This is a genomic window from Nostoc sp., from assembly GCF_036917375.1.
Classification (GTDB): domain Bacteria; phylum Cyanobacteriota; class Cyanobacteriia; order Cyanobacteriales; family Nostocaceae; genus Nostoc.
The window spans coordinates 101,023-125,158 of record NZ_JBALDN010000104.1 but is presented as its reverse complement, the minus strand read 5'-3'; the positions used below and the strand labels follow the sequence as shown (position 1 = coordinate 125,158).

At 42.1% G+C, this 24,136-nt stretch carries 14 protein-coding genes and 1 pseudogene; 7 read left to right on the top strand and 8 right to left on the bottom strand.

Annotated elements, in window-relative coordinates; genetic code table 11:
• Positions 1-774 precede the first annotated feature (774 nt).
• The 4 genes from V7K45_RS28245 to V7K45_RS28230 all read left to right on the top strand — a co-directional run bounded on the left by V7K45_RS28245 (position 775) and on the right by V7K45_RS28230 (position 6,311).
• Positions 775-2,082 carry an amino acid permease gene (locus tag V7K45_RS28245; RefSeq protein WP_335008565.1) on the top strand — a complete coding sequence of 436 codons (1,308 nt, stop codon included), beginning with the start codon at positions 775-777 and terminating at the stop codon, positions 2,080-2,082.
• Between the two features lie 138 nt (positions 2,083-2,220).
• Positions 2,221-2,766, top strand: coding sequence for an RNA 2'-phosphotransferase (locus V7K45_RS28240; RefSeq protein ID WP_335008563.1), 546 nt, complete (start codon positions 2,221-2,223; stop codon positions 2,764-2,766).
• Positions 2,767-3,233: 467 nt separating this feature from the next.
• Positions 3,234-4,451, top strand: a complete 1,218-nt coding sequence (locus tag V7K45_RS28235; protein ID WP_335008561.1) for a lipid-A-disaccharide synthase-related protein — start codon at positions 3,234-3,236, stop codon at positions 4,449-4,451.
• Between the two features lie 123 nt (positions 4,452-4,574).
• The gene (locus V7K45_RS28230) at positions 4,575-6,311 is read left to right on the top strand and encodes an ABC transporter ATP-binding protein (protein WP_335008559.1); all 1,737 of its coding nucleotides are present in this window, start codon (positions 4,575-4,577) and stop codon (positions 6,309-6,311) included.
• A 45-nt stretch (positions 6,312-6,356) separates the two neighbouring features.
• Here V7K45_RS28230 and V7K45_RS28225 read toward each other — a convergent pair whose 3' ends face one another.
• A complete protein-coding gene (locus tag V7K45_RS28225; protein WP_335008557.1) occupies positions 6,357-7,565 on the bottom strand; it encodes a NupC/NupG family nucleoside CNT transporter in 1,209 nt (402 codons plus the stop codon).
• Positions 7,566-7,890: 325 nt separating this feature from the next.
• On the opposite strand from V7K45_RS28225, the gene V7K45_RS28220 reads away from it, so the two are divergent.
• Positions 7,891-13,353 (top strand): trifunctional serine/threonine-protein kinase/ATP-binding protein/sensor histidine kinase, encoded by a 5,463-nt coding sequence (locus V7K45_RS28220; protein WP_335008555.1) that lies wholly within the window; start codon positions 7,891-7,893, stop codon positions 13,351-13,353.
• A gap of 8 nt (positions 13,354-13,361) precedes the next feature.
• Here the strand turns inward: V7K45_RS28220 and V7K45_RS28215 are convergent, their stop codons facing one another.
• Complete coding sequence (locus tag V7K45_RS28215) at positions 13,362-14,210, bottom strand: hypothetical protein (protein ID WP_335008553.1); 849 nt, start codon at positions 14,208-14,210, stop codon at positions 13,362-13,364.
• A 267-nt stretch (positions 14,211-14,477) separates the two neighbouring features.
• Positions 14,478-14,690: a hypothetical protein gene (locus V7K45_RS28210; protein WP_335008551.1), complete on the bottom strand. Its 213-nt coding sequence runs from the start codon at positions 14,688-14,690 to the stop codon at positions 14,478-14,480.
• 126 nt (positions 14,691-14,816) lie between these two features.
• Between V7K45_RS28210 and V7K45_RS28205 the strand changes: the two genes are divergently transcribed.
• Entirely contained in the window at positions 14,817-15,596 is a 780-nt protein-coding gene (locus V7K45_RS28205; protein WP_335008549.1) for a cysteine hydrolase family protein, read from the top strand.
• A 226-nt stretch (positions 15,597-15,822) separates the two neighbouring features.
• On the top strand, positions 15,823-16,278 hold the full coding sequence (locus V7K45_RS28200) for a cupin domain-containing protein (RefSeq protein WP_194042486.1): 456 nt from the start codon (positions 15,823-15,825) through the stop codon (positions 16,276-16,278).
• 494 nt (positions 16,279-16,772) lie between these two features.
• Here the strand turns inward: V7K45_RS28200 and V7K45_RS28195 are convergent.
• From V7K45_RS28195 to aepX, 5 genes and pseudogenes are all read right to left on the bottom strand, one after another.
• Positions 16,773-18,764: pseudogene (locus tag V7K45_RS28195) on the bottom strand (HEAT repeat domain-containing protein); the annotation flags it as partial.
• A gap of 431 nt (positions 18,765-19,195) precedes the next feature.
• On the bottom strand, positions 19,196-19,672 hold the full coding sequence (locus tag V7K45_RS28190; RefSeq protein WP_335008547.1) for a hypothetical protein: 477 nt from the start codon (positions 19,670-19,672) through the stop codon (positions 19,196-19,198).
• A 228-nt stretch (positions 19,673-19,900) separates the two neighbouring features.
• Entirely contained in the window at positions 19,901-20,971 is a 1,071-nt protein-coding gene (locus V7K45_RS28185; RefSeq protein ID WP_335008545.1) for a 2-aminoethylphosphonate aminotransferase, read from the bottom strand.
• 8 nt (positions 20,972-20,979) lie between these two features.
• Complete coding sequence (aepY, locus tag V7K45_RS28180; protein WP_335008543.1) at positions 20,980-22,164, bottom strand: phosphonopyruvate decarboxylase; 1,185 nt, start codon at positions 22,162-22,164, stop codon at positions 20,980-20,982.
• A 185-nt stretch (positions 22,165-22,349) separates the two neighbouring features.
• On the bottom strand, positions 22,350-24,005 hold the full coding sequence (gene aepX / locus V7K45_RS28175) for a phosphoenolpyruvate mutase (RefSeq protein WP_335008541.1): 1,656 nt from the start codon (positions 24,003-24,005) through the stop codon (positions 22,350-22,352).
• Positions 24,006-24,136 lie beyond the last annotated feature (131 nt).

Below are 24,136 nucleotides of genomic sequence, written 5' to 3'. Positions count from 1 at the left end.
AATATTAGCTTTTGAGTACTAAATATACTCAAAAAAGAACTCAAACCCCAGTTTGAGAACTCAATATTAGCTTTTGAGTACTAAATATACTCAAAAAAGAACTCAAACCCCAGTTTGAGAACTCAATATTAGCTTTTGAGTACTAAATATACTCAAATGAGAACTCAAACCCCAGTTTGAGAACTCAATATTAGCTTTTGTGTACTAAATATATTCAAATGAGAACTCAAACCCCAGTTTGAGAACACAAATCGCGTTATGAGAAGTTTTCAATTTATTACCCTTCGCGGGGATGGAAAAATTGAGCGCAGTTGGGCAGTGCGATCGCACTTTTGATGATGTGGTTTATGTGGGCGATCGCTCTCTCTGGTTTACGAAAGCCTTAAGTTGAAATTAACTTGCTAAAGTTGCCTTGTGTCAGTAGAGGAAAGTACGCAAACTGAAATATGTAATAATTCCATCAAACTTTACCAATAACTATATTTTTGCAAACCTTAGCAGTGATGGCATTGTCCGTATTACATAGACAATATTTTTGTCAATGCGTAAGTCCTATAAACGACATCTGTGTATAGGAAAAATGTTTTTTCCTGCGTGGTTTGTTTAATTAATAAAGTGCTATAAGTGACATTTATAATCAAAAAATTGTGTTGATATGAAGTAGCGATCGTTTATTAACCAAAAAAATTTGCTTGAAAAACCAAGAACATCAGGGCTTTTACGAATCATATTTACATATGTTAATATTGTTTCGTTTAGGTACGGATATTCAGTATGGTTCTCATAAAGACCGTTCTAAAAAATTCAGAGCAAGTCACTCGGTTGTTTTCTCATCTCGAATTTGATGGAAACAAACTCAATCATCAACCGGGTAGTGTATTGGGAAGTACTGCATTGATTGCAGGAACCACGGTTGGGGCTGGGATTCTGGCTCTACCAGCCGTTACCCTGCCATCTGGTATTGTACCATCCACATCTGGACTCATTGCTGTTTGGCTCTACGCTTTAGTTTCGGGGTTATTGGTTGCAGAAGTTACCTTAAACACGATGCGAACAGAAGGGCTTTCAAGTATAGGTTTTTTAGGAATTGTTGAGAAGATCCTTGGTAAGGTGGGAGCGCGAATTGCTGGCGGTGCATATTTATTCATGCACTATGCTCTGTTGGTGGCATACATCACCCAAGGTGGAGAAATTTTAGGAGCAGCGGCGGCAAAAGTCTGGGGTATGCAGATATTGCCGACGTGGATGGGCACAATGGCTTTCACGCTCTTATTTGGTGGCATTATGTATCTTGGACGAGAAAAATTTATTGAGAAATTAAACAGCGCCTTTGTCGGAATTGTCATCGTTTCCTTCTTAGGACTATTATTTCTGGGAGGAAGGCATATTCAGAGTGCCCAACTATTATTTCAAAACTGGAGTGCCCTTAGTAGTGCCATTTCAGTGATGTCTGTGGCGCTGTTTTTCCAAAACGTTGTGCCGCTAGTTGTGACGCAACTCGAAGGGGATGCTCGCAAAATTCGTCAATCCATCTTTATTGGTTCTGTAATTCCTCTAATTATGTTCTTGGCGTGGAATGCCGTAATTTTAGGAAGCGTCAGTCCCGACATGCTACATAGCAGTTCTAATGGTACAAGTGTTTTCGATCCACTACAAATTCTCCGAGCAGGTGGCGCGGGGGAATGGTTAGGAGTACTAGTATCTATTTTTTCAGAGTTTGCGATCGTCACATCATTCATTGGATTTGTGTACGGGTTGCTGGATTTGTTCAAAGATATTTTCCTACCTGCACAGTGGCAACTTTCTAGCCGCTTACCCCTCTATTCCCTGGTTCTTTTCCCGCCGATGACTCTCGGAACGCTTAACCCCAGCATCTTTTTTACTGCCCTAGATTACACTGGAACATTTAGTATTTCAGTTCTAGGTGGAATTATTCCGGCGTTAATGAGTTGGAAGCAACGTGAAAACTCAGATAGCACAAATCAACCACTCGTTCCTGGCGGCAAGGTGACACTCATTGCGATCTTTGGAGTGGCATTAGCTATGATCGGAAGACAAATTCTGTCAATTTACACAAAATAAAACCATCAATAAAAATTATGTGCTACAAAAAACTATAATTGTAGTATAAATATATTAACCACAGTTAAACTGCAATACGAGAGTCAAATGACTAATGACCAATGACCAATGACAAATGACAAATGACTACTTAATCAAATGAGTGATTCTCGCCTCGTCAAAATCAGCAAATATCTCAGCAAATATCTGCGCCACACACCAGATGCTATTGGCATTAAACTTGCTCCTGGTGGTTGGGTTGCTGTTGATGACTTACTTACCGCTTGTGCTCAAAATAAGTTTCCGATTACCCGCCAGGAATTACAGTTGGTAGTCGAATTCAACGAGAAACAACGCTTTTCTTTTGATTCTACAGGTAATCTTATTCGTGCGAACCAAGGACATAGTGTAAAAGTCGATTTACAGTTAGAACCTGTAGTTCCTCCAGATCGGCTTTATCACGGCACAGGACACAAATCTGTAGAGTCAATTCTGCAAACAGGACTTTGCAAAATGTCACGACATCATGTCCATTTATCAAAGGATATAGAAACAGCACAAACTGTTGGTGCAAGACATGGAAAACCAGTGGTTTTTGCTGTAAATACTGCGGCAATGCATCAGGCCGGTTACATCTTCTATCGTTCTGCTAATGGTGTTTGGTTAGTCGATCGCGTGCCACCTGAGTATCTACAAAAAATTTGAATTTTAACAAAACAGAATATTGAACAGGTATCAATACTTCTCGGTTAAGGGGAAAAGGGGAAGGGGAAAGGGGAAAGAAAAAACCTTTAACCTTTACCCTTTAACCTTTTCCCCAAACCCAATTCTAATTTAAAATGCTTAACCGAGCAGTATTGGAACAGGTATTTGCCAAGAAGTTACATAATGCAGAAGTTGCAACAATTACTACATATTTGAATTGAACTCAGATCGATGTACCCATAGCGCTTGTACTCCTAATACTGTATTCTCTGATAGATTAGCGTCTGCAAAACAGGGATTAGGAGTAATTCCATTCCGGTTTACACCAGAAAAAGTAACTTTGTAGATTTGTCTATAAAATTACATACTCTCAATAGTAAAAATACTATCAATCTCTTAGCCTACTCACCCAATGTAGGTTAAAAATTTCACCAAACAAGCATTTTAGAACCTATCCAAACCCCAAGATGCCTTCTAAGCGAATCTTGTTTATCAGTAACGGCCACGGAGAGGACAACCACACCTCTCATGTTATTCAGACCCTGCGCCAATTGTGTCCTTCTCTTGAAATGGCGGCAATGCCGATTGTAGGAGAAGGCAAAGCTTATCGCAGCTTGGACATTCCCATAATTGGGCCCACACAAACAATGCCCTCTGGCGGATTCTTTTACATGAAGCGCCTCTATTTGCTCAAAGATTTTCAATCGGGATTGATTGGGTTAACGTGGCAACAATTACAAGCGGTGTTGCAGTATGCTCCTAACTGCGATTTAATTATGTCTACTGGGGATTTTATCTCCCAGACATTTGCTTACTTAACAAAGCGTCCCTTCGTTTCGTTTATCTCTTGTCTTTCTGCCCTCTATGAAGGGCGATTGCGTATCAATCCACTGCTGTGGCACGACCTTAATTCTTCTCGATGTCTGGCAGTTTTTACCAGAGATTCCTATACGGCTTCCGATCTCCAACGGCAAGGTATAGCTAAAGCTAGGTTTGGTGGAATTCCGGCTTTAGATCGCCTCGTTCCCACTGGCAAAGACTTGTACCTGAAACCGGACGTTCCTGCGATCGCACTTTTACCAGGATCGCGAATGCCGGAAGCCGCGCGAAATTTCAGTTTGCAGTTGCAACTGGTGATAGAAATCGCCAAGGTGATGCCTGAGTCAGGATTCCAGTTTCGCGCCGCCTTAGTACCAAATTTGATGGCGCAATTAGATGACATTGCTAAAAGTCAAGGTTGGCAACTGAATCAAGGCATACTCACCTATTCCTCTCCAGGAAGTTCTGCTGAGGAATCACCCCTTGTAGAAGTGAGATGTTACTCAGATGCCTTCAGTGATATCGTATATTACTCTAACCTCGTTATTGGTATGGCAGGGTTGGCAGTGGATTTAGCAGTAGCGATCGGCAAACCTATCATCCAGATTCCCGGAGAAGGCCCTCAATTTACCTATCAATTTGCAGAAGCGCAAACGCGGCTGTTGGGCATTTCTGCCCAAACCATCGGCACTAAGCCAGCAACCCCTGAGATTCTCAAGCAAGCAGCTAAACGAGTAGTTGAAACTTTAGAAGATTCAGACTACCTTGCTAAGTGCAAAGAAAATGGCCCTGAGCGATTTGGCCCACCCGGCGCATCTGAGAGAATTGCCCGCTTTATACTAAACTCTCTAGGAGAAACTGAGTAGAAATTGCGTCAGAATTCAGGAGTCGGCACGGTTCGGTAACATGATGTGGTAGGCTAACGCCGTAATGCATCTCAATTCTGAATCCTGACTCCTGAATCCTGACTCCTGAATTCTTACTTACCTATGAAAGTCCGCTCTAGTTACTGGCAACTGTTGCCTTATCTTTGGCCCCAATGGCCGCTGTTAATCCGGGGATTGGCTTGTATCTTAGGATTTGTGTTATTCACCCTAGCAGTGCCCTATTTAGCAGGTCAGGTCGCTTTTTATCTTGGCCAGGGAAATGTAAACAAAATTGCCTACTGGCTCGGACTAGCCACTTTTGTCTTTTTGGTTCGAGGGCTTTGTCAATACGGGCAGAATGTCTTTATGATCGCTGCTGCCCTGAACATGGTTTTAAACTTGCGTAAGCGGGTTTATGCTCACCTGCACAAACTTGGATTAGATTACTTTGAAACCACACAGACGGGAGATTTGACTTATCGCCTGACTGAAGATATCGATCGCGTCGGCGAAATTGTGGACAAGTTATCCCATCAGTTTCTTTCCAATTTGTTGCAGTTAATTGCAATTCCCATTTACATGCTCTACCTGAATTGGCCGCTCACTCTGGCAGGTTTGATTTTGGCTCCTTTAATGGCTTGGTTGATCGGGCAATTTGGTCAGCGATTGCTCGTGCTATCTCGCCAGAGCCAAAATCAGGTTTCCAATTTGTCGGCGATGCTAACTGAAGTATTTAGCGGGATTCGCGTCGTTCAAGCTTTTGCAGCTCAAGAATATGAAGTGAAGCGATTCAATAAAGAAGCAGAAATCAATCGCCAAGCTAAGTATCGCGCTCTACAACTCAAATCCATTCAATTTCCCGTTGTCGGTTTTTTGGAAGCAGTTAGTATTATGCTGCTGTTTTTATTAGGAGGATGGCAGATTTCTCAGGGGCAACTGACATCTCAAGGGTTTATCAGTTTCTTGGCTGCTGTAGCTTTACTGATTCAGCCAATCGATATGCTAATTAGCAATTACAACGAGTACAAACAGACCGAAGCTTCTGTTGAACGCATCTTTGAACTGATGGCGAAGGAACCTAGTATCAGCGAAAAATCGAATGCTCAGGCAATGCCACGAGTTATGGGCAAGGTAGAGTATCGTCATGTCGATTTTGCCTACAATCCCAACCAGCCAGTGCTAAAGGATCTCTGCCTGAACGCTTCTCCAGGTGATGTCATTGCCTTAGTTGGTTCTTCTGGAGCCGGTAAATCGACGTTAATCAACCTTTTACTTCGCTTCTATGACCCTCAAAGGGGTCAAATTCTGGTTGACGATATTGATATCCGTGATGTCACACTTACCAGTTTGCGCCATCAAATTGGCATTGTTCCCCAAGATGTTACTCTTTTTTCGGGAACGATCGCTGAAAATATCGGTTACGGTCAGGAAGAATTAAATTTAGCAGCGATTCAGGAAGCAGCCAAGATTGCCAACGCTCACTCCTTTATCACCCAGTTTTCTCAGGGTTATCATACCTGGGTGGGAGAACGTGGAGTTAACCTATCGGGAGGACAACGCCAAAGATTAGCGATCGCCAGAGCAGTTGCCAACGATCCTCGAATTCTCATCCTGGATGAGGCCACGTCTGCCCTTGATTCTGAATCAGAAGCACTAGTTCAAGAAGCACTAGAACGAGTGATGCAAAACCGTACCGTGTTTATTATCGCCCATCGCTTGAGCAGCGTTCGTCGGGCTGACTGCATTCTCGTCATCGAACAAGGAGAGGTGGTTGAAGCTGGTACTCACACCTCCCTCCTCTCTCAGGAAGGACGGTATGCCCGTTTTTACGCCCAACAGTTCTACTCTATAGATGAATAGGGCATTTGTTGAAGGAGGCAGAAGGCAGGAGGCAGAAGTTCTTCTTCAAATCAACACCCCAGCAATACAAGCGGTGATAAAACCGGCTAACAATCCGCCAATCATTGACCTTACACCCATGCGAGCTAAGTCATGTTGGCGATTAGGTGCTATCCCCGCAATGCCGCCAATGGTAATACCAATTGAACCGATATTTGCAAAGTTACATAATGCGTAAGTTGTAATAATTACTGCCCGTTGAGAGATTTTGCCACTTTCAATTAATGCCTTCAAATCTAAAAAAGCAATAAACTCATTCAAAATTGTTTTTGTACCCAATAAAGCCCCAACTTGCCGACAATCAGCCCAAGGTATGCCCATTAGCCACGCCACGGGAGCCATGAGAAAAGACAAAATCCACTGTAATGAGAGTTGTTGTAAGCCCACAAATGCACCCAACCATCCCAAAAGTGCATTCAGGGCAGCTAATAATCCCAAAAAAGCGATAATCATTACCCCAACATTAACTGCTAGCTTCACGCCGTCAATTGCTCCGGTAGTAGCGGCATCAATTACATTTACATAATTGGTTTCTATATATGCTTTTGCTTTGCCAGCCGTCTCTGATACTTCTGTTTCAGGGTAAAGTAATTTTGATACCACCAACGATGTGGGAGCAGTCATAAAGAAAGCTGCAATCAGGTGTTCTGCTGGGATGCCAAAGGAAAGATATGCTCCTAGTACTCCCGCCGCAATTGTGGCAAAACCACCCGTCATCACGGCATGGAGTTCCGATTGCGTCATATTCGCTATATAAGGTTTAACCATCAGCGCCGACTCTGTTGGCCCCAAAAAGATGTTACCTGCACAGGATAAAGATTCAGAACCCGATGTTTTCATCGTTTTCATCATTACCCACGCCATCACATTTACGACTCGTTGTAAAATACCGTAGTAATACAAGACGCTGATGAAAGCAGAGAAAAAGATAATTGTCGGCAGCACTTGGAAAGCAAAGAAATGATCTTTAAAATTTTCTCCAAAGACAAATTTTGCTCCAACATCAGAAAATGCTAAAAATTGACCGACAATATCTCCCAGAGATTTAAACACATTTAAACCCCAAGCAGTTTTAAGAATCACGAGTGCAAACACAAATTCCAATCCCAAACCCCACGCCACTATTCGCCAACGCACCGCACGACGATTAACAGAAAAGGCGTAGCATATACTGAGAAAAACTAAAATTCCCAATGCAGAGATGGCGCGTTCCATGTTTACTCCTGAAAAGGTATTATTAAGGCACTTAGTCACAGAGCATACACAAAATCTGCCTTTTTTTCTGGTTTTGTAGTCAATTACGAGAGTTTTGATGCTGTAAATAAGAATTTAGCGATGTCTACGGTGGTCACTGAGCCTGCCCTGAGCGTAGCCGAAGGGCGCAGCCGTTCGCGGAGCGTCTCGTAGAGAAGTGCGGGCTACGCCTACGTACATTCATATCTTGTTACAAAATTGCCTTCCCAAACCTTAAGCACATTTGTATTAATAGGAACAACCAATGTAAACAGGAAAAAATTAACCTTGGAGGGAAAAGAGAATTATGGTGGCGCTGATCGGTTATCAAATACATGAGCTAATTTATTCGGGATCTAAAACCCTAGTGCATCGCGGCATTAGAGAATCAGATCGAAAACCAGTAGTAATTAAACTGTTGCGGCGTGAGTATCCAACATTTTATGAACTCGTGCGGTTCCGCAATCAGTACACCATTGCGAAAAATCTAGATATTGACGGCATTATTAAAACCTATAGCCTGGAGAACTATCAAAACAGCTATGCCTTAGTTATGGAGGATTTGGGTGGCATTTCTCTCCAAGCAGAGATGGCTAGGTGGGGAGATAAGGGGATGGGGAAAAATGCTGATGGGTTGCAGACATTTTTTCACATTGCTTTGCAAATTGTCTCAATTCTTGATGGATTGTATCACAATCGGGTGATTCACAAAGACATCAAACCCGCCAATATTTTGATTAACCCCACCACAAAAGATATAAGACTGATCGATTTTAGTCTCGCCTCTTTACTTTCCAGAGAAACACAAACTCTGACTAATCCAAATATTCTAGAAGGGACATTAGCATACCTTTCTCCCGAACAAACTGGACGAATGAACCGGGGAATTGACTACCGCAGCGACTTTTATTCCTTGGGTGTCACCTTTTTTGAACTCCTCACCGGACAGTTACCTTTCAAATCTGATGAACCGATGGAGTTGGTGTATTGTCATTTGGCAAAGCTTCCTCCACAGGTACATAGTCTCAATCCTGAGATTCCCCCAATTCTGTCTGAAATTATCAGCAAACTGATGGCGAAAAATGCCGAAGATAGGTATCAGAGTGCATTGGGGTTGAAGTATGACTTAGAAATTTGCTGGCGTCAGTGGCGAGAAGCTGGCAGGATTGATGTCTTTGAGTTAGGAGTGCGAGATATTTGCGATCGCTTCATCATCCCAGAAAAACTTTATGGTCGGCAAGCAGAAGTAGAAAGCTTACTCGCAGCATTTTATAGAGTAGCTAACCCCCCTGAATTCCCCCTTAGCAAGGGGGTAGAAATGATTTTAGTAGCAGGTTTCTCTGGTATTGGTAAAACTGCCGTTGTTAACGAAGTCCATAAACCCATTGTGCGACAACGGGGTTATTTTATCAAAGGGAAATATGACCAATTCCAACGCAACATTCCCTTGGGAGCTTTTGTACAAGCATTTCGAGATTTAATGGGGCAATTACTTAGTGAAAGCGATGCTCAACTTGAACAATGGAAAGCCTCGATTTTAACAGCTTTGGGTGAAAATGCTCAGGTAATTATCGAAGTTATTCCCGAACTAGAAAAAATTATTGGGCAACAACCGCCAGTCTCCGAACTTCCAGGGACTGCTGGACAAAATCGTTTCAATTTACTGTTCCAGAAATTTATCCAAGTTTTCACAACCAAAGAGCATCCTTTAGTGATGTTTCTTGATGATTTACAATGGGCAGATTCAGCATCTTTAAAGTTGATACATTTGCTGATGAATGAAGCTGAAATTCACTATATGTTAGTGATTGGTGCTTATCGGGATAATGAAGTTTATCCAGGGCATCCGTTAATATTGACATTAGAAGAAATTCATAAGTCTAGAGATTGTATTAATATTATTACATTAGCAAATCTTAATCGCGCAGATGTAAATCATCTAATTAATGATACTCTTAAATGTGACTTAGCAATTACCCAAAGTCTCACAGATTTAATATATCAGAAAACTCAAGGAAACCCCTTATTCACTAATCAATTCCTCAAATCGCTACACGAAGAGAAGTTAATTAACTATAACTTTGATATGGGTCATTGGCAATGTGATATTGCTCAGGTTAGAGCATTAGCATTTACTGATGATTTGGTAGAGTTTATGGTGCTTCAGTTGCAGAAGTTACCAGAAGCTACTCAAAAAGTTTTGCAGCTTGCAGCTTCTATTGATAATCAGTTTGACTTAGCAACTCTCGCAATTGTCCATGAAAAATCTCTATCAGAGACAGCAGCAGACCTATGGAAAGCTTTGCAAGAAGGTTTGGTCATCCCCACAACTGAAGTTTACAAGTTTTATCAACAGGAGCCAGGAGCATCTCTAATTGCTTCTGATTCTGGGATGATGAATTATGGCTCCTGTTCCTATAAGTTTTTGCACGATCGCGTTCAACAAGCTGCTTATTCTCTAATTCCTGAAGACCAAAAACAAACAGTACACCTTAAAATTGGGCGATTACTTTTAAGGAATATTTCCCTTGAACAGCGCGAAGAATATCTCTTTAAATTAGTCAATCAATTAAATTTGGGAGTTGAACTAGTTACCCAGCCAGAGGAACGAGAGGAACTGGCAAAATTAAATCTAACTGCAAGTCATAAAGCAAAGATTTCCACTGCTTATGAAGCTGCTATAGAATACACAAATTTTGGCATTAGGTTACTCACAAAAGATTGTTGGCAATATCAGTATGAGTTAGCTTTAGCACTGTACTCGACATCTGCTGAGTTAGCCCATCTTAATGGTGATTTTGAACAAATGGAGCAATCAGTACAAGTAATATTAGAAAATGGCAAAACACTAAGCGATCGAGTCAAAGCCTACGAAGTTAAAATCTTATCTCAGGTAGCACAAAACAGAATGTGGGAGGCGATAAAAACGGGACTCCAAGTTCTCAAATTATTGGACATAGAACTACCAGAACAGCCAACACCAGAAGATATTTCTCGTGGACTACAGGAGACACAATTAGCTTTAGAGGGTAAAGCCATTGAAGACTTACTAGAGTTAAAAGTAATGACGGAGCCAGATAAGTTAGCAGCTATGAATATATTGACAAATATAGCTGCTGCTGCTTATTTAGTAATCCCAGAACTCTATCCCCTAATATTGTTCAAACAGATTATTTTGTCCCTCAAGTATGGAAATACTGCTAATTCTCTCTATGGATATTCATGTTATGGACTGATTCTGTATACTTTTCTGGGAGATGTTGAATCTGGTTATCAATTCGGTCAACTGACTCTCAGGTTATTAGACAAATTGAATGCTAAAGAATTCATAGCTAAGACCTATGCGGTTGTTTATGGCTCTTTGAATTCTTGGAAAAATCATATTAGAGAACTTTTGCATCCTATACAATTAGCCTATGCTAGCGGGCTAGAAACAGGAGATTTAGAATTTGCAGGTTACTGTGCATTTATTTATTCCATGAATTCATATTTGGCTGGTAAAGAATTATCTTCTGTAGTACAAATAATAGCAAATTATAGTCAAGGACTCGCACAAATTCGCCAAGAACCATCGCTAATTAGAAATGAACTTTATCGGCAGACAGTGCTTAACTTACTCTCAAGAAATGAAAATCCTTGCCGTTTAATTGGTGATGCTTACAATGAAGAAACTATGCTACCTCTTCATCAGCAAAGTCATGATAAAACCATGATTTGTTCATTGTATTTTAATAAATTGGTTCTCTGTTATTTATTTGGTGAGTATACTGATGCGATTGAAAATGCTGAAGTAGCACGGAATTATTTAGATAGTCTGATTGGAAGTATTATTGTTCCTCTATTTCATTTTTATGATTCTCTGAGCCAATTAGCCGTATATTATGATGCTTCTGAAGATGAGCAAGGATTCATTTTGAAACGGGTTAGAGCCAATCAGGAAAAAATGCAGAATTGGGCACATCATGCACCGATGAATCATTTACATAAGTTTTATTTAGTGGAGGCTGAACGCTATCGCATTCTTGGCGAATATATTCAAGCAATGGAAATGTACGATCGCGCCATTCAAGGAGCAAAAGAAAACGAATATATTCAAGAAGAAGCTCTCGCTCACGAACTCGCCGCCAAATTTTATTTAGGATGGGGTAGAGAACAAATTGCCCAAACCTATCTGACAAACGCTTACTACTGCTATGTTCGTTGGGGCGCAAAAGCCAAAGTTTATGACTTAGAAAAACGTTATCCTCAATTACTTGCCCCGATTCTCCAATCGGAAAAAATTCGCCTCAATTCCACAGAAATAGTATCTACTCTCCATAATAAAATGCCTCTGTCTACTTTTAATACTGGTGCAACAATTTCATCTAGTAGCACCAGCATTTCCGAAGCTTTAGATTTAGCAAGTGTTCTCAAAGCCTCTCAAGCACTATCTAGCGAAATTCATTTAGAGAAGTTGTTGTCGATATTAATGCAAGTGGTGATGGAAAATACCGGAGCCAAAAAATCTGCTTTAATTTTACTCAAGGATAATATTTGGGCGATCGAAGCGATCGCAACATTCCAGAAAGCGCCAACTATTCTGCAATCTATTCCCATTGAGTTGAGCCAAGAGATCCCTCTAACTCCAATTAACTATGTCAAACGCACTTTAGAAACATTGGTAGTTGATGATGCAACTGCGAACAATTCCTTCACATCTGACTCCTACATTATCCAGCAACAACCCAAGAGTTTGCTGTGTACTCCCATTCTTCACCAAGGGAAGTTAATCGGCATCCTTTACTTAGAAAATAATCTCATTGCAGGAGTATTTACCCATGATAGACTCCAAGTAATAAATCTATTGTGTTCGCAAGCTGCCATCTCTTTAGAAAATGCTTCTCTTTATCAGCGATCGCAAGAGAATGCCCAACAATTAGAACACTCACTTACAGATTTAAAACAAATGCAACTACAACTGGTGCAAAACGAGAAAATGTCAGCATTAGGTAATTTAGTTGCAGGTGTAGCCCACGAAATCAACAATCCTGTAGGCTTTATTGCAGGTAATATCCAACCTGCTGTTGATTTGGTTGAAGATTTGTTTCATCTCATCGAGCTTTATCAAGAAAAGTTTCCAAATCCGGGTGTAGAAATTGAAGAAGAAATTGCCGAAATTGACCTAGAATATATCCGAGAAGATTTGCCAAAAATGATTTCTTCGATGAAATTAGGTATCGATCGAATTCGGAGTATTAGCAATAGTTTGCGAACCTTTTCCAGAGCAGATACAGAAAACAAAGTTGCTTTTAATATTCACGATGGTATCGACAGTGCAGTTTTGATTCTGAAGCATCGCTTAAAAGCATCAGAATTACATCCAGAGATTAAAGTTGTGAAAAAATACGGAGATATATCTTTAGTCAAATGTTTTCCTGGTCAACTGAATCAAGTATTTATGAATTTATTGGCAAATGCCATTGATGCTTTAGAGGAGTCTAATGTTGGACATAATTTTCATGACATTAATAATAGAATTGAGATTAAAACTTGTTTTAGCGAAGACAAACATCATGTTTTAATTTACATTCAAGATAATGGGATGGGAATGTCTGATGAAGTCAAACAAAAGATTTTTGACCATTTATTTACAACTAAATCTGTCGGTAAAGGTACAGGATTAGGATTAGCGATCGCCCGGCAAATTATTGTAGAAAAACATGGTGGTACTCTAGATGTTAATTCCGTACAGGGAGAGGGTACAGAATTTGTAATTCAAATTCCGATTTAAAATTACCCCTATTGGCGCGGGTAGCCAAAGCTAAGATGGCTGCCAATGAGTGTGTAGAAGTCATTTGGCGCGTGTGCAGCACCGCCTGCACAACCCGGAATCTTGCACTTATCGCTAACAGTTTGGGCGACTTTAGAAAGCTCACTGGTGTGTGGTGTCATGTCCCATCCTTCGCCACCATAGCTTGTGGTTTTTTCAATATTATGCAAAACGATTGCTTCCAGCCGCCAACCATTGATTTTACACTCGCCCAAGCGATAAATTTTAGACAATGCTGGATCTGATAAAGCTAAACGTAACTCCCTTTCTATTTGTAAAAAGTCAGGCTTTTCTGGCTGCATCTGCAAGTAAGCAAGCAATTCTGCGGCTGATGTGCCAGTTCTAAAAAACACCGATGCGTAACCGTCTCCCCCAGAAACGACTCTCCAATCAACTAAGGTGAGTTCTGGTGACTGCGCCAGGGTCACAATCAATGAAGTGTCAGTTTGGTTATCTGTGCCAGTTATCCCACCATAACCAGACTCAATGCCAAAATTGCGATCGCAAACACCAATGATTTGCCAGGTATAGTGTGCAACAGTAACTATAGGTTCATCTCTTTGTATACCCGACATAACTTCAGCATAGTTGCTCTGGTCAACATACAAATCGTAAGAACTTGGAGTATTGGAATTTCCACATGGTGCATTGATTAATTTGCCAACAAAGTGGCAACGTTTAAAACCTGACAGTGGATGCTGGCGCACCAAAGCAGCAAGGCGTTCAGCATTAGACGGAGCAAAAGTGGCACTGAAGTAGTAATGAGGGCCTTGTCTGCATTCTTGGATTTCCCAGAACCAATCTTGAAATTTACTCACTATGTAAAGATATACACAACGACATAACGACCAAGATAACTGGTGGTAAGTAACATTGAACACCCAGGATATAATTTCTAGGCGATCGGGTGAAGTGATTTGTTAGGTGGCGTTGGGTTCTTCAGGATCTTCACCAAGGATTTGCTGCGCAGCGTGTCGGATGTGCAGAATACGCACCATAGATACTTCTTGCTTCTCCAAAATATCAACTGTCGATACTCAGACCAAAAGGAAGGAAGTACTGCTGACTTCATAGCTGGTCGTAGTTCATTGCAGTGGCTTGTCCTGTGCAATTTCTTGTTTAGCAAGTTTTGCAGCAGCAATAAGTTTTGATTGTGTTCTCTGGAACGATTCATTCCATCTAATTTCATCTTGCAGATCGTCAATGTATTCCCGTAGATGCTCTGCAATCCGGTCTTGTACTTCAACGGGTAAAGACTCCATCATTTTGATCGCGGTGGTAATTGCTGTTGATGACATAGTGAATTGCTCTCACGCAACGCTTTGCTGTAGGTAGTTCACCATATTTAACCTTGATTAAGTAATTGTATTTTGGCTTGAATTTCAAGTTACAAAATAGAAAATGGTGTTGGGTACTGGAATTTTATGAATTTACCATTACGGACATTGGGAGTTGCGCCAAATGCGTGGACAGTGAATGATGCGATCGCAGATATCACTCGTCTTCAAAAGACCCCACAACCCGTTATCTTATCAACAGAAACTAAAACCCTGCGCCTAGACTTGGCAAAGACTGCTATCCTCGTCATTGATATGCAAAACGACTTCTGTCACCCTGATGGTTGGTTAGCGCATATCGGTGTAGACGTAACTCCAGCGCGCCAGCCTATTGAACCTTTGAACAACTTACTTCCAGAACTGCGTGAAGTTGGCGTTCCAGTCATTTGGATAAATTGGGGGAATCGTCCCGACTTGCTCAATATTAGTGCTAGTTCGCGCCACGTTTATAATCCCACAGGGGAAGGTGTGGGTTTGGGCGATCCACTACCAAGCAATGGTGCTAGAGTACTTATGGCAGGTAGTTGGGCTGCGGCAGTAGTAGACGAGCTAGAACAGATACCCGAAGATATTCGTGTGGATAAATACCGCATGAGTGGGTTTTGGGATACGCCTTTAGATAGTATCTTGCGGAATTTGGGAAGGACAACATTATTTTTTGCTGGTATTAATGCCGATCAATGTGTGCTGACCACGTTATGTGATGCCAACTTCTTAGGATATGACTGCGTGTTAGTTAAAGACTGCACCGCCACAACTTCTCCTGAATATTGTTGGCAGGCGACATTGTATAATGTCAAACAATGCTTCGGTTTTGTCACTGACTCGCAAAGAATTTTAACAGCGCTGCAAAATGGTGAGGAGTGAACCAATTTTGGATTTTAGATTTTAGATTGATCCCATGCATTAATGCTCTTTATTCGTTCAATAATTTTAGATTTTTTCTCGCGTTTAAATTCGCTTACTCTCAGAAAATTTTGAATTTTGAATTATTCAATCCAAAATCCAAAATTTAAAATCTAAAATTCTGTGATTCAAGACTTAGATTTTAGGAATTTTCATACCCATCGATAACTTCAGAGGGGATAAATAAATGTACGCTACTCGTTGTGTAATTCCGGTTATCAAATCTAGCAAAGATTACCAAGTATATCGCATCAGTCCCGACGCCTCTAATCGATTAGCAATTATCTTCGATTCAACAAATGCTAATACTTCTTTGACTTGCTGCATAGAAATTTTTGATGTTGGTGGACAAACACCCCCAAATCGCCATCAGTGGGCAGTGGAAATGTTTTTCGTCCTCAAAGGGGAAGCGATCGCTATATGTGACGGCAAGAGTGCCACGATCAAAGCTGGAGATAGTTTATTAGTCCCTCCCACTGGTACTCATTTGATTAAAAACACTGGCTCTACTCGCTTGTACACGTTGACTGTGATGATTCCCAATGAAGACTTTTCGGAATTGATTCGCAGTGGGATTCCGGCGGAGTTAGATGAAGAAGATATGGCAGTAATAGGGAGATTTGATGCTTTGATGCCCTGTTAAAGATATTTGAATCTCACTTCTATTTCTCTCTTTTACAAAGCTACGGTGTACGCACAAGTTTTGCCGTAGCTGTATCTTTATTAATAAATGAAATCTCACATTGCGCTTCTATCTTGCCTCGCCTGTCTCCCCTGCTCAAGAATAGGTGTCGGCTACGGTGTACACACATCTCTAAAAATCCTACCCACCCAATATTTCTGTTCAAGTGAAAGTCCCACACTGAGCAAATATCCCGCCCTGAACTAAAGTTCCGGGCTGATAAGTTAAAGTCCTCTAAAAGAGGACTAAACTAAATTTCTTGTTTAGTCCTCTTTTAGAGGACTTTGGTTATGAGACTTGGAATTTATTCCGAGGCGGGATAGATACACTGCACCAACACTTGTGTGTACACCGTAGCTCCGTGTCGGAGAGGGGTTGGGGGAGAGGTCAAAAAAGGGCTTGTCGAACTCACGTTGCCTTAACAAATAAATTTCCACAAAGCCAAGCGTATTGTACTATCTAGTCCGCAATAACTGCACGAAAGTATTACTCACCGTATTATCTTTAGTATCGGCGGCGTATTGAATCAATTCTTCTCGCAGTTTTTTGGCTGCATCTATCTCAAGTAAGGTTGCTAGCAAGAAATAAACGCCACGAAATCGGGGATCGCCCATTCTATCAACTAATAGTCCTTCGGCGGCATCAGTTTCGCCGAGAAAGTTTTGCACTAAGAAGAAATCCATGATTTTATCGTGGCGGAAATACCATTCTTTCTTCGCTTCGCCTTTTTCATCTTGCCACTGACGGCTGACTACCATTTTGTATTTCTCGTCTGACAAAGACATGGCGACTTGGTGAAATTCATCGGCGGGTAAAGCTTGTTTGTCTGCGAGTCGCATTTCGTAGACGGCGGCGGAGAATTTCTTTAAGGGAAATTCTTGATTCCATTCTTTGAGGTATTCTGCCGCCATTAAATTGTATTGCTGTTGTTGCAGGTGAAACAAGTTAGGGTGTTTGCCTTGTGATAACATCAGCGCTACCACTGTTAGATCCATTGGATTGGAAAGAATTCGGCGGATAGCATCTAACTCTTCTTTGGCTTGTTGTTGTTGGAAGACTTCTGTTAAATAATCAGTGCAGGCTTTGGCGTAATCAGCACCTTGAATTTTGGCATCTTGGGGGAGTCGCAGCTGACGGGATATCAAAAACTCTTGAATTTGTTGTTGCTCAAGGGGCTGCAATTTATATATCTTGGCTGTTGAGGGTGGTATCCACTCTAAAGGCTGGGTAGTCATAATAATGTTGCCCCGGAAATAGCTTTCGACAAACTGGCAGATTTTGGCGCGTGTTTCGGCGGTGACTTCGTTGAGTCCGTCGATGCAGATATCTATCGCACCACTGTAAATCAGGTTTTTCAGGAAGCCGGCATCTTGGGCTTGGCCGTGTAGCTTGTCTTGGATGGCTTCAATTACGCCTTTATGACATTTCTGGGCGGGGAGATAAACGACAATGCGCTCTTGATTTTTCAACAGATAGCGGAGAAACATCGACTTGCCTAAGCCGGAATCTCCTTCTAAGATAATTTGTCCTTGAATACTGGGTAATGCTGCGGTAATTGGCTGGATGTCTCCTGAAGTGGGAACTTTGACTTTAGATTCTGGGAAGTATGATTGGTCATAAAAATTATCTAACCCGGCATCGGCTAATAGGGAAGGTTTGAATGGTTCAAATAATTTGCGCCGGAAGGGGGGAAACCAAGTGAGGAGAAAGCCGACATAGCCGACGCCAAGAATCCGGCGTACCCAAGGGTTCCAGAAGAAGATGGCTTGGACTTGGGGGAATTTTGGGTAGGCAAAGATGAGGGCTAGCCAAAAGGCAATGTGAATGATGATAATGTTTCTGGCTTTGAAAAACCACCCCCAACCCTCCAAATTATCTATTGCTGATTGCACCGCATTAGCATTGGTGGAGTTGATTTTTTTAAGGTTGTTGTAATGGCTTTGCAGTAAACCAATATCTTGTAATTTCCAAGGAACGTTTCTGTTGGCGGCTACTTCCGAGATTTGCTTGGCTAAGTCGCTGCGTAAACGCTCTAGCTCTTGGCTGTTATTCCAAGTTTGCAGAAATACATTGAGGGTTTTGATGCCTTCATCATGTGAGAGTTTGTCAGGAGTTACTTGAGGAGAGCCAAGCCATTTCAATAAAGTTTTCACTTCCTCAGTGCCACCGCCCAGGAAATAGGTTAGAAAACGCCAATTTAAGTATTCTGAATTACCAGGCTCATAAATATTATTCAGAATTACAACAACCTCCTTTAACTCCAGTTTTCTGATATTCGCTAATGCCGATGCCGCACTGCGACGAACACTTAAGTCAACCTTTTCATCCTTGAGGAATTTGAGGATTTCCGGGATGTATTGAGCCGCCGCCTGCCCGAAGTTGCTCAATGCCACTGCCGCACTGTAACGAACAATTGAGTTAACCTTTTCATCCTTGAGGAATTTGAGGTATAATAACAACCTTGCAATCCGTAATTCCTGATTGAGAATGCAACCTAGTATCAACAAGTAGTAGGCGATCTGCATTCACGAGTATAAAAGACTCGTCCACGAGTATAAAAGACTCGCTCACGAGTATAAAAGACTCGCCCGCGAGTATAAAAGACTCATCCACGAGTATCAAAGACTCATCCACGAGTATCAAAGATTCGTCCACGAGTATTAAAGACTCATCCACGAAGATCAAAGACTCATCCACGAGGATCAAAGACTCATCCACGAGTATAAAAGACTCTCGCGCGAGTATCAAAGACTCGCCGACGAGTATCAAAGACTCATTCATTTACATATTGGACTACAAGATTAAAATTGCGTTTAAATGCCAGATCCCCGACTTTTCAAAAAAGTCGGGGATCTTATCTTGTGCGTTGAACTACAGCTTATGAATTAGAAGCAGTTTTAGCAGATTTACTTTTAATAGCCTTAAAACGATCGCCTAACTGTTCGGCAAGACTTTTTAACCCTGGAGTTTTCTTAGCAGCAGTCTTGACGTAATCATAAACTGTCAAACTGCTGCCCATTGCTTCGCTGCCGACTGCCATTAAAGTATCATCTACTTGTTCTGTCAGTTGTCGCAATCCAATCAAAAGCTCAGTAAGTGTGATTGCTAATTGATAATCCCGCACAAATTCATCGACATCAAAGCTGGCTGGGAGAATATCTCGGTTAGACTGGGCCGCAGTCAGGCTGGTATTGACGAAAGCTAGGCTTTTATCGCCCATCTTAAATAACTTGCGTCGTTCTTCCACACTCAGGGTTACGAGAAAAGGCATCTTTGCTTGGATAGTCGCAAACGCTGCTTTAATTTCTTGGATATCTGCTGGGGAAAGGGAGCCTGTAATGTTTTGGTAAGCCATTGGTTATTTACTGTGGTAAATCTGTTTGTTATGATTCCCACTGGTAAATGCGATCGCACAGTATTTAAGGAATGGGGAGTAGGGAAAATAACCTCTCTGGTGTACATACAAGTCGAATTACCCCCCTTAATCCCCCCGATGCATTGGGGGGAAACCAGAAAATCTAGTTCCCTCTCCAATACATACGGGGAGGGTTAGGGAGGGGTAAAACTTACGCTTCAAGTCAGTTTACCGAATAATTTCTTTAACAACGCCAACAAAGCGTTCCATGTCGGCTTGGGTAATGGCTCCCATTGTTGATACTCTAAAAATAGATTGAGCTAAATTTCCCTGTCCAGAATAAATAATATAATTTTGTGCTTTCAGTTGGTCGTGAAATTCTTCATAGCTGAAACCGTTTGGCAAGTAGTAGGCATTCAAGACAACGGATGAACTGCCAAGAGGAAGTAAGGGTTTAATTCCGATTGAGGCTAACCCGTCTCTGACTAAGCTGGCAAGTTGGTTGTAATGGCTGTGTCTAGCACGCCAACCTCCTGCTTCTGTCATTTCTTGCAAAGCTTCTGTTAAAGCATAAAATGTCTGTATTGATTGCGTAAAAGGTGTGCCGCCTCGTTCTTGCTGCTGGTAATAGGTTGCTAAATCTAAATATAAGGTGCGGGGGATGGTGTCTACTGATGGCAGTGCATCCCGTTGCAAGATAACAAAAGACGTTCCAGGGACACCATGCAGACATTTATTCGCTGTCGCAGCGCAAGCGGTGATTCCCCAATCGGCAAAATTTAATTCCTCAGCACCAAAGCTGCTGACTGCATCTACTAGTAATTTGATACCGCGTTCTTGGCAAATTGGGGCAAGTTCCGCCAAATTATTTAAGCGACCGGTAGTAGTTTCGTGATGGACGACAGCAAGGTGGGTGATGTCGGCGTTTTCATCTAAGAGTTTGACTAAAGCTTTGATATCAATTTCGCCATCCCAAGGATGGGAAAGTGTGATGTAATCAATGCCGTGAATTTTGGCGATTTTGGATAGTCGTTCGCCATATACACCGTTTTCAATTACCAGCAATTTCCCGTCTGTGGGTACTAAACTGCTAATCATCGCTTCCATTGCTGCGGTTCCAGAACCCGTGAGGAGAACTGCTGCCCAGCCGCTTCCAAGACCATAAACTTGAAGTAGCTGTTCGCGGATTCTGCTTTGAAGTTGGGAAAATTCCACCTCACGGTGACACAAATCGGGACGCAACAGGGCATTTCTGACGCGATCGCTTAAATTAACGGGGCCGGGATTTAGTAAAATCATTACCAAAGTTAGGAGTTAGGAGTTAGGAGTTGCCAGTTAGAACCAATATGGTTCATAAAGCGTTGTAAAACTGCTTCCGGGGTGAGGTTGGGTCTGGGTAGCTTTTCTAAAGTTCCGGGACGGATTTTTAAATGAGCGAATTTAGGTCTAGTGTTAGCATCTGCGGTAAACAAGGTATCTAAAAGGGCGGGGTCATCTCCGGCTAATGTCACGCCGTAACCGCACGCTTCCGCAATTTTGGCAAAGGAGATACCCGCAGAAACGGTGGCTTGCGCGCCTGTGGAATCGTGGACTTCATTATCTAAAAGAATATGGGTCAAGTTAGCACCGCCATAAGTACCAATAGTTGCAAAATTACCCATTCGCATTAATGCTGCCCCATCGCCATCAATTACTACTACCTTGAGGTCTGGACGTGCTAAGGATAGTCCCAATCCCATTGAGGAAGCGCAACCCATCGAGCCGACCATATAAAGATGATTGGCACTGTCTTTACTAGCAAAGAGTTCGCGTCCCGTGTATCCGGTGGTGGCAATTACTACAGTGTTTTCTGGATCGGTAAGTTCCACAATCCGAGCTAATGCTTCGCTGCGAGAAACGCGTTGTTCTTTGTTATCCCAAAAAAAGCTTTGCTGAATATGAGCGCTAGCACTATTTTCTCGTTCGGGGATAGAAGAACGGGTGAGTGCATGGGGGGCGATCGCTCCTTTACGCATGATTAAAGCATAAGGACAACGTTCTTGTTGCATATAGGCTGTGGCTCTTTGCAGAACGGGTTCTATTTGTGCTGCATCTGTGGGAAAAAATTCCCAAGGTATAGTCATTGTTTGCAGCAATTTCTCTGTGATTTGCCCCATTAATTGATGTTGCGGTTCATCTTGCAACACGCGATCGCCTCGCAGGGTACAAATCAGCAACAGTGGAATCCGAAAAATATAAGTGAGGGAGGTTAGCGGGTTAACTGCATTTCCCAAACCAGAGTTTTGCATCATCACCACAGCAGGTTTACCAGCAATTGCGGCTCCAGCTGCGATCGCTACAGCATCTCCCTCATTGGCTGCGGAGATGTATCTAAGTTGAACGTCATTGATGACGTAGTTAATAAAAGGCGTGAGAAAAGAACAGGGTACGCCAGTGTACCACCCAAAGCCAAGATTACGCGCAGCTTCTACAAATTCTTCTGCCTGGATCATATTAAGAGATGGGGGGTGGAAAGTAGGGAGCAGGGGAGCAGGTGGTCACTGAGCGTAGCCGAAGTGGGAGCAGGGGAGCAGCACTTCGGCTACGCTCAGTGACCGAGGAGAAGTTGCAGTCAGTTTGCCCCTCTGCCCCTCTGGCTCTTTCCCATGCCCAATGCCCAATGCCCAATGCCCCACTCCTATTGTTTTAATTGAAAAGCAAGGTCAAGATCGTCTAAAGAATTAACATCTAACCAGTTACCGCGAATATAAAGTACCTTGATCGGTTTGCCTTGCTCGATTAAATAATTGCATAATTCTGGCAAACCCAGACTGTTAAATTCCGGTCGTTTTTGCAATTCATTGAGTGCTTCACTAACCCATTGTCTACCTTGACTCCGCAAACGCAGCATCCCAATCCACCGTCCGCTAGACTTTCCTAATTGCGTTTGTGTCGTTTTAGAAATATTCAACAGGTTGACATCCTGTCCAAACAGAGAAAGATCGTCTGGAATTGAGCAATACGCGTAGTCAGGTGAACCGCTAACAGACTTGCTGTTGGCCACAGAATCAACTACAGCCACAATTTCTCCGGGACATTCTAATAAATCTCGCAAGATGTAGCTTCTAAATAGTAAATCGCCATAAAGCACCAACATTTCTTCGCCAAAACTAGCTTGAGCTACGGCTAAGGATGCTAATTCTCCCGTTGTTTCATAATCTGGGTTGCGAATGACTTTAGTGCCCGGAACATTGATGGTTTCTGCTTTGTAACCGGCGACAACGGTAATATCATTGATAGCAAGTTTCTTGAATTTGTCTACCAATAACCTGAGTAGAGGTTTACCTCCAAGAGGTAACATTACTTTTGGTTTATCTTGCGTCAATCCTGCTAATTCTTGGCCTCTGCTAGCAGCCAGAACGATCGCTTGGGTATTTTGTCGTCCGTTGTTAAAGTAGCGTTTTTCAGCTTCTTGAAGTTCATCCGCCCCTTGTAGCCGGAAGATTTCTTTTACGGGAGCAATATCATCTTCAATGTTGATTAAAGTTTCGCTGGCTTTCACTTCACGCGCGATCGCTTGCATACTAGCAACAGCAGCTCGAATCAGATGGTTTGCCCAGATGACCAAATTAACTTCCGCTTTGCGAAAAACATCAGTAGGCGTGCTGTAATATTTAGTCGGTATAAACACTAACGGCGAACGACCCGCCCATTCTTTAGCAAAGGCTAGCACTTGATCGGGACGCGATGATTTACTGTGAATTAGGATGGCGTTTGCTCCGGCGGCGTGGTAGGCTTCAGCTCGGCGCAGTGCCTCCGAAAGATCCCAGCCGGCGATCAAAGCTTCGAGTCGGGCGACGATGCAAAAATCTGGGTCTGTCTGACTATCTTTACCCGCCTTAATTTTACCGCAGAATTCATCAATATCAGCCAAAGGTTGGCGATTACCGTTGATAAAGCTATTGGTTTTGGGAAAAAGCTTATCTTCAATACAGACTCCAGCAATACCTCGCTGTTCTAACTTCTTCACTAAACGGCGCATATTATTAAAGTTGCCATAACCAGTATCCCCGTCTAATAAAATCGGGATGCTGGTGACATCAGACATGAACTCCAGCATTTCTACAACTTGCGTCCAGCTGGCTTCATTATTATCTCGAACGCCATATTGAGCAGAAAGAGCTAATCCACTCGCCCAAATTCCTTTAAATCCAGCCTCTTCCACAATCCGGGCGCTAATCCCATTGTGAGCTTCCATGATGAAGTCGAGTTGAGGCGATTCTAATAATAGCCGTAGTTGGGCACACTTATTTAATTTTGCAGAGGTATCATTGGGTGCAAATATTTGATGCATTTATTCTGCTTTTGTCAACCTATAGTAATAATGAAAGAAGAATTCAGAAGCCAGAATTCAGAATCAATTAGTGGAAGATTCAAAATTGTCACTATGTTTTTGACCACTAAATAGGATATTTAATGGGGATT